Origin of the sequence: Pseudomonas sp. B22129, from assembly GCF_044218875.1 — a bacterium.
Classification (GTDB): domain Bacteria; phylum Pseudomonadota; class Gammaproteobacteria; order Pseudomonadales; family Pseudomonadaceae; genus Aquipseudomonas.
In genome coordinates this window covers 257,645-274,993 of sequence record NZ_CP162592.1, presented here as the reverse complement: position 1 = coordinate 274,993, position 17,349 = coordinate 257,645, and the positions used below count along the sequence as shown (strand labels likewise).

The following is a 17,349-nucleotide window of genomic DNA, read 5'->3' as shown; positions in this document are numbered from 1 at the left end:
AGTCCTGATGTTCCTACAGGCGGTGGTAAAAGTTCCGAAGGGCGCAGGTATACTGCGCGCCTGTGTGGCCCGCAAGCCGGTCACGCCTCATTTTTTGCATGCCCCGGAGCTTTCATGACTTCCCCGACACAATCCCCTGTTGAAGCGGCCGACCTCGTCGATCCGGCCAGCGCTGAAAGCGTTGAAAAAGCCGAGATCCCGGCGTTCAAGTTTCCGTTCAAGCCGGGTGAACTGGCCGGGGCCAAAAATGCTGGCCAGCCCTGGTACAAAGGCGGCGCGAAAAACGGCCACACCAAGACCCCAGGCATGGCCCCACCGGGCACTCGCCGTTCGATGGGTAAACGCTGAGGCTAGCCATCGGCACACAGTGTCGGCCTCTGCCTACAGCGTCTGCTGAATTTTCGACTTGTAGGTCTACGTCCGCTTCTTGAAAGCTGCACAGCCTTTCCTTCGCCCTGGTGATTGTTCGTCGGGGCGTGGTCAGGCTGATCTTTCCGGAAAAAGGACGTGCTTGCGTGGCCCTGATACGCCTCTTTGCAGTATTTGCCCTGCTGCTTTCGCTGGACGCCGCAGCGGTGGTTGAGCCGCCGCGTGGTGAAATTCGTTTTGCTGTCGCCGCGCAGTTTCCACCCTTCCAGAGCCGCAATCAGCAGGGGCAACTGGTGGGGTTGAACATCGAGTTGGGCAACGCCCTGTGCCAACAACTCAACGTGCGTTGCACCTGGGTCGATCAGGTGCTCGTCGAAAGCTTTGCGGCGCTGGAGGCGCGCCAGTTCGACGCGATCATGGGCATTGCCCGTACCTCCGCGCGGCGTCAATGGGTGAGTTTCACCGACACGCTCTATCCGTTCACCACCCGGCTGGTGGCTCGCAAGACTTCAGGTTTGTTGCCCACGGCACGTTCGCTTAAAGGCAAACGGGTGGGTGTACTCCTGGGGAGTAATCGCGAGGCGTTCGTTAACTCGAAATGGGCGCCGGCGGGCGTCATCGTCAAGAGCTTCTGGCTCAATGACGAACTGATGCGCTGCCTGGTGGCGGGCAAGATCGATGCGACGCTGCAAGGCACGGTGGAAATTCGCAGGGCGCTGCTGGACACAGCCAGCGGCCAGGATTTCGGCTTCCTGGGCCCCGCCGTTTCAGCCGAACTGTTGGGCGACGGCGTGGCCATCGCAGTGCGCAAGCCCGATACCGGCTTGCGCACTGAGCTTAACCGGGCGCTTGAACAGCTGATGCAGAGCGGCGAATACGAGCGAATCCTGCAGCCTTATAACCTCGATGAGCCGCCTCCCGGTCTGTGAGGGTCAATCGCGCGTAGACCTAAGACGCCCGCAATGGAATAAACGCGTAGTTGGCCGGCACCTGGGTTGCGATCCGGGCGCCGGCCCCAAGCACTTGCTCGGCAATGTCCATTCCCGACACATGAAACACCCACTCGTTGGCCTCGGTCGGTTGATCAATCGCCAGCTCGATTGCCTGCGCAAAAGCATTCATATCTGGCAGATACGCGGTAAACCCATCGCCCTTGAGCGCCGTGGTGTGAATGCCGAGCAGGGCGCACACCGCTTCCTTGGTTTGCACGTCGTCGCGGTCGGCCTGGCGCGAACGGCGGATCAGTTCGGCCAACTCCGTGTCCACCAACTCGCCGCCAACGATCAGCGCCGGGCCCTGTTCCCAGGATTCCGGCGGGCAGTCCTTGGCGCCAGGGTTGAGTGGGATATGCGGGTTGATCTCCATCGGGTAGATGCGACACACCAGCGGGCGGCGCTCATAAATGCCGCAGCGGTTGTCTGCGTCAAGATTGCGGCAACGCCCGGCGTTGTAAGCGGCAAAGGTGATTGCCACAAACGCCTCGATATTGCCGCTGGGCACTACCACCGACCGGCGCTCGGCGTGTTCGCGTTGTTGCTGGGGTAAACCCAGGCCGTTGGCGAGGAAACCTTCGATCAAAACGATGACATTACCGCCGTCCGCCGCCCATTGTCGGGCTTCTGCAAGGGTCAGGGGCACGTGGTGGTCGGAGCAGCATTTGCCGCAGCCTACGCAGGAAAAGTGAGTGTTCATGGAGGATCTGTCACCAGGCAAGGTCAGAGGGCGCTCATGAGCGGTGACGGGTTTTTACCTCTGTTCACCGCTCGGGCTCTCTGGAAGCAAGTTATGCGCCAGTGCCTGTCAGTCTTCGGGGACCAGGTCACGCAGCACAAACAGCATGCCCGCGCTTTCATACAGGTGCCGGGCGCGCAGGTTGCTTTCGCGCACCTTGAGGTCCACATAAGGCTCGCCGCGCTGTTTGAACACCTGGAACGTGTGCAGCAGCAAGGCGCGGCCCAACCCCTGGCCCTGGGCGCAGGGGTGTATGGAGAGGTTCTTGATAAAAGCGCTGGTCCAGCATTGGGCCACGCCGAGGATACCGCTGGCGTCACTGGCTACCAGGCACAGCGTGGGGTCGAATTCTGCATCGGTGACAAACTGCTGACGCCATTCATCCAGGCTTGCGACACGGCCGCCGCCCTGGTCCTGGGTCAGGGCCAGCACCGCGTGAATCGCCGGGGCCAGCTCGTTGCGGTAGTGGTCGAGCCGGATGTTCGCTGGCCACTGCGGCGCGGGCAGGCTGCCGGTGAGGTCGCGACGCAGTAGCTGGAAATACTCGGCCAACGCTTACAGACCCTTTTGCGCCACGGTTTGGGCGGCGACGACCAGGCACTTGGTCAGTTCGGGCGACGAGAACTTCGTGAGCACCGCGTCGGCCCCGGCCAGTCGGGCTTTTTCGCTGTTCATCGCACTGTCCAAAGAGGTGTGCAGCAACACATAGAGGTGCTGGAAATCCGGGGTTTCGCGCAGCGTGCGGGTGAGGGCATAGCCATCCATCTCGGACATTTCGATATCCGACACCACCACGTTGATCTGTTCGGCGCTGCCTTGCAGCTCCAGCAATACATCGATGGCTTCCTTGGCACTGCGGGCGGTGTGGCAGGTCAGCCCGAGGTTGCGCAAGGTGTGCACCGATTGTTGCAACGCTACCTGGCTGTCGTCCACCACCAGGATTCGCGCGTTGCCCAGCACTTCAGCTTCTTCCATGGTCAAGTCAGTGGGCGCCGTTTCGATCGGTGCCGGGGCGATGCCGTGGATGACTTTCTCGATGTCCAGTACTTGCACCAGGCCGCCTTCGACCTGGGTCACACCGGTGATAAACGCGCGGCTGCCGCCCGAACCATAAGGCGGCGGACGGATATCGGTGGTCAGGCAGTGCACGATCTTGCTCACCGCCTGCACATGCAAACCCTGCTTGGAGCGGCTGACGTCGGTGACGATCAGGCAGCCGCCGTTGGGGTCCTGCAGGGGCATTTCACCCAGGGCACGGCTCAGGTCGATCACCGACAGCGAAGCGCCGCGCAGGGTGGCGATACCTTTGACGTGCGGGTGCGACTCCGGCAGCTTGGTCAGCGGCGGGCAGGGGATGATTTCACTGACTTTCAACAGGTTGATCGCCATCAGCTTGCCGCTGCGCAAGGTAAAGAGCAGAAGCGAGAGTGAATCTGCGCGGGCTTTGGTGGTGGACATAAAAACCTTCTGTGGATCAGGGATGACATCTATGGAAGGTTATCGACTTGAGGGCGCCAGGCTTTAACCGGGTTTTCTGTGGGGGCGGTCTTAATGTGGGAGCGGGCTTGCTCGCGAATGCGGTGGGTCAGTCAAAGATGTATTTACTGATCCACCGCATTCGCGAGCAAGCCCGCTCCCACAGGGGAATTATGTCAGCCCTTCCAGACTTGCGGGTTCACCAGGTCCTGCGGGCGCTGGCCCAACAAGGCGCTGCGCAGGTTCTCCAGGGCGCGGTTGGCCATGGCTTCGCGCGTCTCATACGTTGCCGAGCCGATGTGCGGCAAGGTCACGGCATTGCTCAGTTGGAACAATGGCGACTCGGCCAACGGCTCCTGCTCATACACATCCAGCCCGGCGCCGCGAATACGCCCGGTTTGCAGGGCTTCGATCAGCGCCGGCTCGTCCACCACCGGGCCACGGGAAATGTTGATCAGGATCGCACCGGGCTTCATCAGCCCCAGCTCGCGGGTGCTGATCAGGTGCCGGGTTTTCTCACTCAGCGGTACTACCAGGCACACAAAGTCCGCCTCGGCCAGCAACTGGTCCAGGCTGCGAAATTGCGCGCCGAGTTCCTGTTCCAGCTCAGTCTTGCGGCTGTTACCGCTGTACAGAATCGGCATGTTGAAACCCAGGCGCCCACGCCGGGCCACGGCGGCGCCGATATTGCCCATGCCGACGATGCCCAGCGTCTTGCCGTGTACATCGCAACCAAACAACGGTGCGCCGACGCTGGCTTTCCACTGGCCGGCCTTGGTCCAGGCGTCCAGCTCGGCCACCCGGCGTGCGCTGCTCATCAGCAGGGCAAAGGCCAGGTCGGCGGTGCTTTCGGTGAGTACGTCGGGGGTGTTGGTGAGCATGATGCCGCGCTCGTTGAAGTACGGCACGTCGTAGTTGTCGTAGCCCACCGACACGCTGGACACCACTTCCAGTTTGCTAGCCCCTTCGAGCTGCGCGCGGCCGAGCTTGCGGCCCACACCGATCAGGCCGTGAGCATGGGGCAGGGCTTCATTGAACTGGGCATTGATGTCCCCGCGCTTGGGATCGGGCGAAATCACCTCGAAATCCTGTTGCAGGCGTTCGATCATTTGCGGGGTGACACGGCTGAAGGCGAGGACAGTCTTTTTCATGGCAGGCGGGCTCATCGACTACGGGAGAATGCGAGGCACGCTAACATTCCTGAAGGTGATTGTCAGGGCACCGTTCATTCCATGTGGGCACAGTAAAAAATGTGGGAGCGGGCTTGCTCGCGAAGGCGGTGTGTCAGTCACTGAATGTATAGGCTGACCCACCGCCTTCGCGAGCAAGCCCGCTCCCACAGGTGATCTGTGTTGAAGGTCAGAAATCAGTTGACCAAGCGCACGCCGCCACTGAGTTCATACGCCGCCAACTCCGCCTGATGCGCGGCCAGAATCTCCGGCAACGAACCGCGCAAGTATTCCACCCACGTCTTGATCTTCGCATCCAGGTATTGGCGTGACGGGTAGATGGCGTACAGGTTCAGCTCTTGCGAGCGATAAGTCGGCATCACTCGCACCAGGGTGCCATTGCGCAGGCCTTCGATGGCCGCATACACGGGCAGCAGGCCGACGCCCATGCCGCTGGTGATCGCCGTTTTCATCGCGTCAGCCGAGTTGACCAAAAACGGCGAGGTGTTGATCGCCACGCTTTCCTGGCCTTCGGGGCCGTTGAAGGTCCATTTATCCAGCTGGATCACCGGGCTCACCAGGCGCAGGCAGGCGTGGTTGAGCAGGTCCTGCGGGCGTTGTGCGCAGCCTTTGGCTTTTACGTAATCCGGTGAGGCGCAGGCGATGCTGTAGGTGATGCCCAAACGCTGGGAGACAAACCCCGAATCCGGCAACTCGCTGGCCAGCACGATGGACACGTCGTAGCCCTCGTCAAGCAGGTCCGGCACGCGGTTAGCCAGGGTCAGGTCAAAGGTCACGTCTGGGTGGGTGCGGCGGTAGCGGGCAATCGCGTCGATCACGAAATGCTGGCCGATGCCGGTCATGGTGTGCACTTTCAACTGCCCGGCCGGGCGCGCATGGGCATCGCTGGCTTCGGCCTCGGCCTCCTCGACGTAGGCCAGGATCTGCTCGCAGCGCAGCAAATAGCGCTTGCCGGCCTCGGTCAGCGCGATACGGCGGGTAGTGCGGTTGAGCAAGCGGGTTTGCAGGTGGGCCTCCAGGTTGGAGACCGCGCGCGAGACGTTGGCCGTGGTGGTATCCAGTTGCACGGCGGCGGCGGTGAAGCTGCCGGCTTCGGCCACACAACTGAAGGCGCGCATGTTTTGCAAAGTGTCCATGGAGTGTTCTCAGGGGAGATAACAAATTGTGACAGAAAGTTACGCCGTCCAGTGATCCCTACCAACGGATTATCGCCTGAACGGTAACAAAGATTCACAGGAATGCCAGCTTATCGTCCTCCATGGCGCCGCCTAGAATTGCGCCACCTTTCCCGCATCACCCTCTCAGGAATTCGCTTGCCGTGCCGCGTCGCATCAGCAGAGAGCTGAAGACTCTCAGTGTTTGGGCTCTATCGTTAGCCATCAGCGGCTGCATCGGAACCGCAGGGATCGCCCCCCAGGGCCAGGCCCTCAACGCCAACCAACTGGCCACCGACGAAGCGATTCAGAGCGCCGCCAGAGACGCCCACTGGCCCACCGCGCAATGGTGGCAGGCCTACAGCGACCCGCAACTCAACCGCTGGGTCGAGCTCGCCACGCAAAACAGCCCGAGCCTGGCCATGGCCGCCGCGCGTGTGCGCCAGGCGCGGGCCCTGGCCGGGGTTGCCGAGTCGGCTGAGTCGTTGCAGATCAACAGTGACACCACCCTCAAGCGCCACAGCTGGCCGAAAGATCAGTTTTACGGCCCTGGCGAACTGAGCGGTGCCAACACCTGGGACAACAATGCGTCACTGGGCCTGAGCTACGCCCTCGATCTCTGGGGGCGTGAAAGTAGCACCACCGAGCGCGCCGTGGACCTTGCCCACATGAGCGCCGCCGAAGCGCGCCAGGCCCGGCTCGAACTGCAAAACAACGTGGTGCGCGCCTACATTCAGCTGTCGTTGCACTACGCCAACCGCGACATCGTTGCCGCCACTCTGGCCCAGCAACAGCAGATCCTGGACCTGGCCAACAAACGCCTGAACGCCGGGATCGGCACGCACTTCGACGTCAGCCAGGCCGAAACCCCGTTGCCGGAAACCCACCGCCAACTGGACGCCCTCGACGAAGAAATCGCCCTGACCCGTAACCAGCTCGCGGCATTGGCCGGCAAAGGCCCGGGGGAGGGCGCGCAGTTGCAACGACCGAGCCTGTCCCTCGCAGCACCGCTGAAATTGCCGTCGAGCTTGCCCGCGCAGTTGCTCGGCCAGCGCCCCGACGTGGTCGCCAGCCGCTGGCAGGTCGCGGCGCAAGCCCGTGGCATTGATGTGGCCCATGCCGGTTTCTACCCCAACGTCGATCTGGTCGGCAGCCTCGGCTACATGGCCACCGGCGGCGGCATGCTGGAGTTTCTGGCGGGCAAGAAATTCAACTACAACGTGGGGCCGGCGATCACCTTGCCGATCTTCGACGGCGGCCGTTTGCGTGCAGAACTAGGCGAGGCCAGTGCGGGTTATGACATCGCGGTCGCCCGCTACAACCAGACGCTGATCAATGCACTCAAGGGCATCAGCGACCAGTTGATCCGCCGCGAATCCATGGACAAGCAGTCGGCCTTCGCCGCGCAGTCCGTGGCCTCGGCGCAGAAAACCTACGACATTGCGATGATCGCCTACCAGCGCGGCCTCACCGATTACCTCAATGTGCTGAACGCCCAGACGCTGCTGTTCCATCAGCAGCAAATCGAGCAACAAGTGCAGGCCGCGCGATTGAGTGCCCACGCCGAACTCGTCACCGCGCTGGGCGGCGGCCTCGGCGCCGGTAAAGACGCCCCACAAGACGCCAAAACCCTGCCGAGCAAAACCTCGGCGGCGCTGGCCGTGTTTGATCACTGAGCAGGTTTCGATGACTCCCTTGCCTGCACCGCTGCGGTGGCTCTACTCCCTTGAGTGGCGCCGTGGCTTTTTCGACTGGGCACGCAGCGACGGCGTGACCTGGGTGTATATCTTCAAGGTGCTGATCGCCGCGTTCCTCACGTTGTGGCTGGCCATGCGCCTTGAGCTGCCGCAGCCACGCACGGCGATGATCACCGTCTTTATTGTGATGCAGCCCCAGAGCGGCCAGGTGTTCGCCAAGAGTTTTTATCGCTTCCTCGGCACTCTGGCCGGATCGGCGGTGATGGTGTTTTTAATTGCCTTGTTTGCGCAAAACACTGAATTGTTCCTTGGCGCGCTGGCCATCTGGGTCGGTATCTGTACCGCTGGCGCGACGCGCAACCGCAACTTTCGCGCCTATGGATTCGTGCTGGCGGGCTACACGGCGGCCATGGTCGGTTTACCGGCGCTGGCGCATCCGGACGGGGCGTTTATGGCCGCGGTGTGGCGCGTACTGGAAATCTCCCTGGGGATTCTCTGCTCCACCCTGGTCAGCGCCGCGATCCTGCCGCAGACGTCCAGCGCTGCCATGCGCAACGCCTTGTACCAGCGTTTTGGCGTGTTCGCGCTGTTTGTCACCGACGGCCTGCGCGGGCGCAGCGGGCGTGAAGCGTTCGAGGCCAGCAACGTGCGCTTTATCGCCGAAGCCGTGGGCCTGGAAGGGCTGCGCAGCCTCACGGTGTTCGAGGACCCGCACATGCGTCGGCGCAATGGCCGCCTCAGCCGTCTCAACAGCGAATTCATGAGCATCACCACGCGCTTCAACGCGTTGCACCAGTTGCTCGAACGCTTGCGCGCCGATGCGGCTGACCACGTGGTCGCTGCAATCAAGCCCGGCCTGCAGGGCCTGGCCGAACTGCTCGATGGTTTCTCTGGTCGCGCCCTTACCAGCCCCGACGCCGCAAGGCTGGTGGCCCAACTCACCGCCTACAAGGACGGCTTGCCCGCCAAGGTGCGTGCCCTGCGCACGGCCTTCCAGGAAGGTGACCCCAACGAAGCCGAGCAGCTGGATTTTCACACCGCCTACGAGCTGCTTTACCGCTTCGTCGACGACCTGCACAACTACGCACAAACCCATGCGTCGCTGGCAGACCACCGCCACGAGCGCGAGCAGTGGGACGAAACCTTTACCCCGAAAACCAACTGGCTGGCCTGCGCCGCGTCGGGTATTCGCGCGTCATTCATCCTGATTGTGCTCGGCAGTTATTGGGTTGCCACTGCGTGGCCCAGCGGCGCGACCATGACCCTGATTGCCGCCGCCACCGTGGGCCTGTCTGCCGCTACGCCGAACCCGAAACGCATGGCCTTTCAGATGGCCTGTGGCACCTTGATCGGCGCGCTGGTGGGGTTCGTCGAGATGTTCTTCGTGTTCCCGTGGATCGACGGCTTCCCGCTACTGTGCGTGATGCTTGCGCCGGTGATCGTCTTCGGCTCTTTCCTCGCTTCACGCCCACAGTACGCGGGTGTCGGCGTGGGGCTGCTGATCTTCTTCAGCACCGGCTCGGTACCGGACAACCTCACGGTCTACAACCCTTACACCTTCATCAACGACTACATCGCCATGGTCATCGGCATGCTGGTGTGCGCGGCGGCGGGGGCGATCATTCTGCCGCCCAACAGCCGCTGGTTGTGGCGTCGCCTGGAGCAGGATCTGCGTGAGCAGGTGGTGTACGCCATCAGCGGCAAGCTCAAGGGCTTGGCCTCAAGCTTCGAAAGCCGCACCCGCGACTTGCTGCACCAGGCTTACGGCCTCGCCGTCGGCCAGCCGCAAGTGCAGCGCGACCTGCTGCGCTGGATGTTTGTGGTGCTGGAAGTCGGCCACGCGATCATCGAACTGCGCAAGGAACAGGCAATTTTGCCGGTGCACCCGGCGTATGCCGAATCCCAGCCGTGGCGCCAGGCGATCCGCGTGATGGGCCGCTCGCTGGTGCGGCTGTTCCTGCAACCCAGCGCGAGCAACCTGGAACGCGCCCTGATTGCCGTTGACCACGCGATCAGCCGCGTGCAGGCCACCGACGAGCCCTTCGCGCCGCACTTCGACACCTCGGCGCTGCGCCGCGTGAAGAGCTACCTGCACTTTATCCGTACCTCGTTGCTGGACCCGCAATCGCCACTCGCGGCCCTCAAAGGAGCCCCGCATGCCCCGTGAAATCGCCTTCCACGGCGTGTACATGCCGACCATGACCCTGATGTTTTTCATCGCGGCCGCCCTGGCCTGGGCGCTCGACCGTTTCCTGGCAGGGTTCGACCTGTACCGTTTTTTCTGGCACCCGGCGCTGCTGCGCCTGAGCCTGTTCGTTTGCCTGTTCGGCGCGCTGGCGCTGACCGTCTACCGTTGAGAATGCCCCGATGAAAAAGTTTTTCAGCCTGCTTGCGACCTTGCTGGTACTGGCCTTGGCGATCTGGATTGGCCGCACGCTGTGGGTGCATTACATGGAAACCCCGTGGACCCGCGATGGCCGCGTTCGCGCCGACATCATCAATGTGGCCGCCGACGTCACAGGTGAAGTGGTCGACGTACCAGTGCGCGACAACCAACGGGTGAAGAAGGGCGACCTGCTGATGCAGATTGATCCCGAGCACTACCGCATTGCCGTCAAACAAGCCCAGTCGCTCGTGGCGTCACGCAAAGCCACCTGGGAGATGCGCAAGGTCAACGCCCACCGCCGTGCTGACCTTGATGCGCTGGTGATCTCGAAGGAAAACCGCGACGATGCCAGTAACATCGCCGACGCAGCCTTGGCCGATTACCAGCACGCGCTGGCCCAGCTGGAAGCGGCCGAGCTGAACCTGAGACGCACGCAAGTGGTGGCGGCGGTGGACGGCTATGTCACCAACCTGAATGTGCACCGTGGCGACTACGCGCGCATCGGCGAAGCCAAGATGGCCGTGGTCGACATGAACTCATTCTGGGTCTATGGCTTTTTCGAAGAAACCAAACTGCCCCATGTGAACGTCGGCGACAAAGCCGATATGCAATTGATGAGCGGTGAGACGCTCAAGGGCCATGTGGAAAGCATCTCACGTGGTATCTACGACCGCGACAACCCCGAGAGCCGCGAGTTGATCGCCGATGTGAACCCGACGTTCAACTGGGTGCGCCTGGCCCAGCGCGTGCCGGTGCGCATTCACATTGATGAAGTGCCACAGGGCGTGCTGTTGGCGGCGGGCATCACCTGCACCGTGATCGTCAACCCAACACCAATCTAACTGCAGGAGCAGGCTCGTGTGGGAGCTGGCTTGCCTGCGATTGCGGGCTGTCAGTTGAAGTATTTGTGGCTGACCCACCGCTATCGCAGGCAAGCCAGCTCCCACATTTTTTTGACTGCGTCAGGCCTTGATGAAGGTCTCGTGCAAATGGCGCCACAGCAGTGCGCCACTGGCCTGTTTCTCGAACACCACCGTGGCGCGCCGGTCGGTCTGCGTACCGCTGTCATCCATCTGATGCTCGCGATACGTCACCGTCGCCCCGCGCGCATGCCGGTCGATCCCGGCCATTTCGCTCAAGGTGATTTTCAACCCCGGGCGCATGCCGCCCAGGCGTGTGAACAAGGCGTTCACCCCGGCTGCATTCACCCGCGTGCCCGTGGCGGGGGCAACCATGCTGAACTCCGGCGAGAACCGCGCGAGCAGATTCTGCAAGGTGCCTTCAGGCGCAACCCCGGCGAACCACTGTTCGATCTCGACGTGGGTCTGGATCACTTCCTCAAAAAAATCGCTGTAATCAATCATCGTTGGGGCTCGCTGGCAGGGTGAAGCAGTGTCCGTACTCTGGAAGCGTCCAGGCGCAGCACCGCGAAAAGGGGCAGCAGTGTCAGGGCTGCGGCTATCGTGAAGGTTATGGCGAAAGAATCCAAGGCCGACAGCAACGCGCTGAGCACGGCGGCGCCGAGGCAAAAGCTGATTTGCCGATTGATGTTCCACAAGGCGCTGGCGTGGCCCATGCGCTCGGCGCGAATGTCGAGAAATGCCAGGGTTTGCGCCGTGCTGCTGCACAGGCTGCCGCCCAGGCCCATCAACAGGTAGGCGGGAATGATCAAGGCCGTGTTGAGCAACAGGATGCCGATGCATTGCAACACCATACCGGCCAACAGCAAGGGTTTTGGGCCGCAGCGGTTGAACAGTTTTTTGCTGAGGAAGATCGCCAGCGCCGACGCCAGCGCCCAGGGCAACATCAAGGCGCCGGTGCGCGTGGCGTCGTAACCCAGGCCGCGCAGGTAGAGGATGGCGATCAGGCTGGTGCCGATAAACACGCCGGGAATGAACAAGTAAATAAGCATCGCGACGCGCAGCATCGGGCTGCGGGCTTGAGTGAAAATACCGCCAAGATCCAGGCTGGGGCGTACAGCCGCAGGCACATCGGGTTTTATCCACAGCATCGTCAGCAGCAACGTGAACAGCGCCAGCGGCAGGTTGGCGTAAAAGATCCAGCGCCAGGACACGCTGTCGACGATCAACCCACCCAGCGCTGGAGACAACGCCGGCACCAGCAGCGCCACCGACATCACCCGCGCCGTCAGATGGCTGCGCTGTGCCGCCGGAAATTGCCGGTAAGCCATCGCTTGACCCACGGGGATCAACAAACCGCCACCCAACCCTTGTACGGCGCGCCAGCCGATCAGCGCTTCGATTGAAGCGGCCTGGCCGACCATCAGTGATGCGCCCGCAAATAGCAAAAGGCTCGCCCCGATCAGACGGCGCTCGCCCATGATCGCCGCCAGCCACACGCTTAACGGAATAATCAGCGTAAGGCCAAGCATGTAGGCGTTACTGATCCACGCCAGTTGCGTGACTGAAGCGTGCAACTCGCGAGCGATATCCGGGTAGGCGACCGTGGCGACAAACATGTTCACCAGGTCGAGGGCGAAGCCCAGTAAAAAGATCCAGGCGACTTTTGCGGGGTAGGTCATCGGAAGGCGATCCTGCGGGTTGAGCAGGCAGGGTAGGCGTGCAGCGACGTTTGGGATACAGCGGTTCTCCTGTTAGTTTGTCAAAAATATTTTGACAAAGGAGGGCGCGGCCTATGGTCAGCCTGGACCGATTCGACACCTTCAAGGCCGTGGTCGAGGCTGGCTCGCTCACCGCTGCCGCCGACCGCCTGGGCCAGACCCGCGCGGTGGTCAGCTTCAATCTCAAGCGCCTGGAAGCCGAGCTGGGTGTCACGCTGCTGACCCGCAACACGCGCCAGTTGGCGCTCACCGATGCAGGCGAGCGGTTTTACCAACGCTGCACGCGGGTGCTGGAAGAGGCACAACTGGCGGTGGAAGAGGCCCGCTCGGAACACGCCCAGCTCAAGGGCACGCTGCGCATCACCACCACAGTGGAATACGCGCTGGCGGTGGTGGCGCCGGCGATTGAGGCGTTCCGTCGCCTGCACCCGGATTTGAACATTCACTTATCCACATCCTCGACCCACGCGGATTTGATCTCCGAGCGTTTTGACGTGGCGATTCGACTGGGCCGCTTGCTGGACTCCAATCACCGCGCGGTGCAGTTATCGACATTCCACGTGTTCGCCGTCGCAGCGCCAGTGTTTGCCGGGGTTAAAACGCTTGATGAGTTGGAGCAGGTGCCGAGGCTGGGGCACGGCAGGTTGACGGAGCTGGCAGTCACCGACCCCTCTGGCGTCGAACATCCATACCGCGTCGGTCAAACCGCGCTGGTCGCCGACAGCGCCGCCGTGCTCCAGGCCTTCGCCGTGCGCGGGCACGGCGTGGCGGTGCTGCCGCAGTGGCTGGTGCAGGCGGATCTGGAGGCGGGGCGGTTGGTGCGCCTGCTGCCGGACCATCGCTTCGCCGCGCAAGGGGTTTACGCGATGTACCCGGACACCCGACATTTGCCGCTGAAGGTGCGGGCGTTTATTGATTTTATGAAGGGTTAGAGCGAGCCGGCGAGCCCAAAGCGTTTCTTCAACACCTTCTCCAGCAAGCCCTTGGGCAGCAAGGCGGCCATCAGCGGCAACGCCCGACAGCCATTGCCCGCGCGCAACAGTCGAGGAGGGTTTGATTGTTGGACGGCCTTGAGTACCTGCGCCGCAAACTGGTCGGCCGAGGTCGGGTTATTTTGCGAAGCCTGGGAGCGCGCACGAATGCCTTCGCGCAAGGGCCACCAGGGCGACTGTTCGTTGATCAGCAGTTCGGCCTGGGCCCCGGCATTTTTCGCGAAACTTGTGTCGATGGCACCCGGCTGCACTTCCATCACCCGGATGCTAAACGGCGCGAGCTCCATGCGCAGCGCGTCGCTCAACGCATGCACGGCCGCTTTGGACGCGCAGTACGCGCCGGCAAACGGCGTGACCAGCACTCCGGAAACGCTGCCGATATTCACCACCAGGCCTTTGCCACGACGCAGCGCCGGAAACAGCGCCTTGGTCACCCCGACGATGGAAAACACGTTGGTCTCGAACTGGCGCTGCATTGCGTCTGTGCCGCCATCGAGCAGCGGGCCCATGCCGCCATAACCGGCGTTGTTGATCAGCACATCCAGCTCGCCCCATTGCTCGGCCAGGTGCTGCAAGGCGGCGCTGTCGTTGACATCGAGTTGCACGGCGTTGAAGCCGGCGGCGGACAAGCCGGCGACGTCTTCGGGGCGGCGGGCGCTGGCCCACACGTCATAGCCTGCAGTTTTGAAGGCGTCGGCGAGGGCACGGCCGATGCCGCTGGAACAGCCGGTGATCAGTACATTGGGCATGGGTCAATCCTTTGTCAGTCCGAGAAACTGCCTTGCAGGTGTTCGGCACGAAATTCAAGGGTTTGCGGGCGGTAGCCGGGGCGCAAAGGCGGGGTGGGCAGGCAGTCGTCCCAGGTGGCGCCGGCTTGCAACTCGCCGGGGCCGCGATAGCGGGGTGCAGCGTAGACGTTATCGGCCAGGTTGACCGTGTCGCCCGGTGCATAGGCGGCGAGGCGCCAGCGCAGTTCGGTCAGCGGCACGTCGTTGCCGTTGTTGAGGACCAGTTTCAGCGGGCGGTCGGCGGGGCATTCCTCGGGTGCATAGCTGATGCGCAGCTCCAGGCGCGCCAGTTGCGAGGCTTCGCGGTTGTCCAGCCAGACGACCCAGACGGCCACAAAACCCAGGCCGACGGCGGCGGCCAGCGATACCGGCAGGGCTTTGGCGGGGTAACGCAGCAGGAGAATCAGCCAGGTGATGATCAGGAGAACGCCGAAGAACATGGAGACCACCTCGAATAGGGAACGAGCATCCTAACTTAAGCGTAGGTGGGATTGGGTGCCTTGAGAGGTGGGTTGGTTGGGATGACGCCTTCGCGAGCAAGCCCGCTCCCACATTCGACTGCATTCCAAAGGATGTACTCGGTCAAATGTGGGAGCGGGCTTGCTCGCGAAGAGGCCGTCACAGTCACCGCAAGGCCCAAAGAAAAAGCCCCCACCCAACCCACTGCGGATAGGGGACGCAATGGGCTGGGTGAGGGCTTCTTGTACGACTGTGTTACTGCGCGATAGTTTTCACCGACACGCCACGTTCAACCGGCGTCGAGCGGCCGTAGATATCTTCAAACCGCTCGATATCGTCTTCGCCCAGGTAGCTGCCCGATTGCACTTCGATGATTTCCAGCGGGATCTTGCCCGGGTTGCGCAGGCGGTGCACCGAGGCGATCGGGATGTAGGTGCTCTGGTTTTCGCAGAGCAGGAACACGTTTTCGTCACAGGTGACTTCAGCCGTGCCGCTGACCACGATCCAGTGCTCGGCGCGGTGGTGGTGCATTTGCAGCGACAGGCACGCGCCCGGCTTGACCGAGATGTGCTTGACCTGGAAGCGCCCGCCCATGTCCACCGAATCGTAGGAGCCCCACGGGCGATAGACTTCACAGTGGTTCTGGGTTTCGCTGCGGCCCTGGTCGTTGAGGGTCGAGACCATCTGCTTGACGCCCTGGACCTTGTCCTTGTGGGCAATCATCATCGCGTCCTTGGTTTCCACCACCACGATATTGTCCAGGCCGATCACCGACACCAGTTTGCCGTTGCCGTGGATCATGCAGTTGCGGCTGTCCTGGATGACCACATCGCCTTTGCTCACGTTGCCGTGCACGTCTTTATCGTTGACCGCCCACAGCGACGCCCAGCAACCCACGTCGCTCCAACCGGCACTCAGCGGCACCACGCAGGCGCGCTGGGTTTTTTCCATCACGGCGTAGTCGATGGAATTGTCGGGGCAGCAGGCGAAGGTGGCTTCGTCGAAGGTCACGGTGTCGGCATCTTGCTCGCTGCGTTCCAGGGTCAGCACGCAGGTGTCGTAGATGTCCGGGTCGTGCTTTTTCAGCTCTTCGAGGAAGCGGCTGGCGCGGAACAGGAACATGCCGCTGTTCCAGAAATAACCGCCGCTTTTGACGAACTCGACGGCACGTTTTTCATCCGGTTTTTCCACGAACTGTTGCACGCGGCTGACGCCTTCAGGCAGCAGTGAGTCAGCGGTGGATTTGATGTAGCCATAGCCGGTTTCCGGGCGGGTCGCCGGTACGCCGAACAGCACCATCTCGCCACGCTCGGCGGCCACGGTGGCCAGGGCCAGCGCGCGTTGCAGGGCTTTCTGGTCGTCGATCACGTGGTCGGCGGGCAGCACCAGCATCAGCTCGTCGCGCCCTTCGTTGACCAGCATCATCGCGGTCAACGCCACGGCGGGCGCGGTGTTGCGGCCAAAGGGCTCCATCAGGATGCGCTGGCATTCCAGCTTGCGGGCGCTGAGTTGCTCATTGACGATGAAGCGGTGGTCCTTGTTGCAGACCACGATCGGGGAGTCCATGCCTTCAAACACCAGGCGTTCCAGGGTTTGCTGGAACAGTGTGTGCTCGCCGGTCAGGGCCAGGAATTGTTTCGGGAACTGTTTACGGGAAAGCGGCCAAAGACGTGAGCCGCTACCACCGGAAAGGATTACTGGGATCATGCTGTTTCTCCTTGAATCGATTTGGGTCAGAGCCTGTGGGAGGGGGCTTGCTCCCGAAAGCGGTGTGTCAGTCGGCACATCTGCTGATGAACCACCGCATTCGCGAGCAAGCCCGCTCCCACAGGGGGAGCGTCAATTTCAGAATCTAATCAGCGGGTCGACACCGGGCGCTTGACCCAGACTGGCGAAATGCTTGAACCAGAACCGGTCACATACAGCACCGCCGCTTCACCACGTTCCAACGCCACCGGCTTCACATCGCCGACTTTCTTGTCACCGTCATACAACGCCAGGCTCACTTTCACCGGGTTGATTTCGCGCTCGCCACGGCCTTTGGCGGCCACCGACTTGACCACATCGGTCTTGCCGTCGGCAGTCTTCAAGGTCAGGGCCTTGTCGCTGAGGTTCTGCACGCGCACCAGGGACTTCTGCTTGTTCTTGAACGGCGGCTCCTCGATCAGTTGTGGCTGGCCGGCGCCGCTGTTGACCAGGGTGTAGTAGTGGTCGGCGGCGAGTTTGACTGGCACGGTCTGGCTGCCGACCTTGGCGCTGTAGTCACCGCCGGGCATGAAGCTGAAATCGCTGCTGGCCAGTGGCGCAACGTCGCTCAGGTTGGTCGCGCCGACGGTGGCGCTGACTTCCTGATTCGACGCGTTATAGACCCGCACAAAGCTGGAGCCTTTTGGCGCGACAGGGCCGTACAAGGCGGCATCACCGGCAAAGGCCGACATCGAAACGATGCTCATGCCGGCGGCGAGGGCCAGGGTCTTGGCGAGACGACGAGGAGTTGTAGTGAAAGTCATGTGAGTTACCTCTCTT

General features: G+C 62.3%; 18 protein-coding genes. 7 read left to right on the top strand and 11 right to left on the bottom strand.

Annotated features, from left to right (window positions below):
* Positions 1-114 precede the first annotated feature (114 nt).
* Both AB4P94_RS01250 and AB4P94_RS01245 read left to right on the top strand, forming a co-directional pair.
* Positions 115-348 carry a hypothetical protein gene (locus AB4P94_RS01250; protein WP_395609084.1) on the top strand — a complete coding sequence of 78 codons (234 nt, stop codon included), beginning with the start codon at positions 115-117 and terminating at the stop codon, positions 346-348.
* Between the two features lie 167 nt (positions 349-515).
* Positions 516-1,298: a transporter substrate-binding domain-containing protein gene (locus AB4P94_RS01245; RefSeq protein WP_395609083.1), complete on the top strand. Its 783-nt coding sequence runs from the start codon at positions 516-518 to the stop codon at positions 1,296-1,298.
* A 19-nt stretch (positions 1,299-1,317) separates the two neighbouring features.
* Here AB4P94_RS01245 and AB4P94_RS01240 read toward each other — a convergent pair whose 3' ends face one another.
* From AB4P94_RS01240 to AB4P94_RS01220, 5 genes are all read right to left on the bottom strand, one after another.
* The gene (locus AB4P94_RS01240) at positions 1,318-2,061 is read right to left on the bottom strand and encodes a YkgJ family cysteine cluster protein (RefSeq protein ID WP_395609082.1); all 744 of its coding nucleotides are present in this window, start codon (positions 2,059-2,061) and stop codon (positions 1,318-1,320) included.
* Positions 2,062-2,169: 108 nt separating this feature from the next.
* Complete coding sequence (locus AB4P94_RS01235) at positions 2,170-2,652, bottom strand: GNAT family N-acetyltransferase (protein ID WP_395609081.1); 483 nt, start codon at positions 2,650-2,652, stop codon at positions 2,170-2,172.
* A gap of 3 nt (positions 2,653-2,655) precedes the next feature.
* Complete coding sequence (locus AB4P94_RS01230; RefSeq protein ID WP_395609080.1) at positions 2,656-3,558, bottom strand: chemotaxis protein CheV; 903 nt, start codon at positions 3,556-3,558, stop codon at positions 2,656-2,658.
* Between the two features lie 194 nt (positions 3,559-3,752).
* Positions 3,753-4,727: a 2-hydroxyacid dehydrogenase gene (locus AB4P94_RS01225; RefSeq protein WP_395609079.1), complete on the bottom strand. Its 975-nt coding sequence runs from the start codon at positions 4,725-4,727 to the stop codon at positions 3,753-3,755.
* A 215-nt stretch (positions 4,728-4,942) separates the two neighbouring features.
* On the bottom strand, positions 4,943-5,902 hold the full coding sequence (locus AB4P94_RS01220) for a LysR family transcriptional regulator (protein WP_395609078.1): 960 nt from the start codon (positions 5,900-5,902) through the stop codon (positions 4,943-4,945).
* Between the two features lie 182 nt (positions 5,903-6,084).
* Here AB4P94_RS01220 and AB4P94_RS01215 point away from each other — a divergent pair, with 182 nt between their 5' ends.
* Genes AB4P94_RS01215 through AB4P94_RS01200 form a run of 4 tightly spaced genes read left to right on the top strand, consistent with a single transcriptional unit; the run spans position 6,085 to position 10,845 of the window.
* Positions 6,085-7,596: an efflux transporter outer membrane subunit gene (locus AB4P94_RS01215; RefSeq protein ID WP_395609077.1), complete on the top strand. Its 1,512-nt coding sequence runs from the start codon at positions 6,085-6,087 to the stop codon at positions 7,594-7,596.
* A 10-nt stretch (positions 7,597-7,606) separates the two neighbouring features.
* On the top strand, positions 7,607-9,784 hold the full coding sequence (locus tag AB4P94_RS01210; protein WP_395609076.1) for an FUSC family protein: 2,178 nt from the start codon (positions 7,607-7,609) through the stop codon (positions 9,782-9,784).
* Positions 9,774-9,974 (top strand): DUF1656 domain-containing protein, encoded by a 201-nt coding sequence (locus AB4P94_RS01205; protein WP_395609075.1) that lies wholly within the window; start codon positions 9,774-9,776, stop codon positions 9,972-9,974. Before AB4P94_RS01210 ends, AB4P94_RS01205 begins: the two co-directional genes overlap by 11 nt.
* Positions 9,975-9,984: 10 nt before the next feature.
* On the top strand, positions 9,985-10,845 hold the full coding sequence (locus AB4P94_RS01200) for an efflux RND transporter periplasmic adaptor subunit (protein ID WP_395609074.1): 861 nt from the start codon (positions 9,985-9,987) through the stop codon (positions 10,843-10,845).
* Between the two features lie 120 nt (positions 10,846-10,965).
* Here the strand turns inward: AB4P94_RS01200 and AB4P94_RS01195 are convergent, their stop codons facing one another.
* A complete protein-coding gene (locus AB4P94_RS01195; protein WP_395609073.1) occupies positions 10,966-11,367 on the bottom strand; it encodes a DUF4440 domain-containing protein in 402 nt (133 codons plus the stop codon).
* A complete protein-coding gene (locus tag AB4P94_RS01190; RefSeq protein WP_395609072.1) occupies positions 11,364-12,545 on the bottom strand; it encodes an MFS transporter in 1,182 nt (393 codons plus the stop codon). Before AB4P94_RS01190 ends, AB4P94_RS01195 begins: the two co-directional genes overlap by 4 nt.
* A 113-nt stretch (positions 12,546-12,658) precedes the next feature.
* On the opposite strand from AB4P94_RS01190, the gene AB4P94_RS01185 reads away from it, so the two are divergent.
* Entirely contained in the window at positions 12,659-13,516 is an 858-nt protein-coding gene (locus tag AB4P94_RS01185; protein ID WP_395609071.1) for a LysR family transcriptional regulator, read from the top strand.
* Here the strand turns inward: AB4P94_RS01185 and AB4P94_RS01180 are convergent.
* The 4 genes from AB4P94_RS01180 to AB4P94_RS01165 form a co-directional block, all read right to left on the bottom strand.
* Positions 13,513-14,325, bottom strand: a complete 813-nt coding sequence (locus AB4P94_RS01180) for an SDR family oxidoreductase (RefSeq protein ID WP_395609070.1) — start codon at positions 14,323-14,325, stop codon at positions 13,513-13,515. The two genes, AB4P94_RS01185 and AB4P94_RS01180, sit on opposite strands and share 4 nt — an antisense overlap.
* Before the next feature lie 14 nt (positions 14,326-14,339).
* Positions 14,340-14,804: a multidrug transporter gene (locus tag AB4P94_RS01175; protein ID WP_395609069.1), complete on the bottom strand. Its 465-nt coding sequence runs from the start codon at positions 14,802-14,804 to the stop codon at positions 14,340-14,342.
* A 274-nt stretch (positions 14,805-15,078) separates the two neighbouring features.
* Entirely contained in the window at positions 15,079-16,530 is a 1,452-nt protein-coding gene (locus AB4P94_RS01170; protein ID WP_395609068.1) for a mannose-1-phosphate guanylyltransferase/mannose-6-phosphate isomerase, read from the bottom strand.
* Positions 16,531-16,679: 149 nt separating this feature from the next.
* The gene (locus AB4P94_RS01165; RefSeq protein WP_395609067.1) at positions 16,680-17,333 is read right to left on the bottom strand and encodes an alginate O-acetyltransferase AlgF; all 654 of its coding nucleotides are present in this window, start codon (positions 17,331-17,333) and stop codon (positions 16,680-16,682) included.
* Positions 17,334-17,349: the final 16 nt, after the last annotated feature.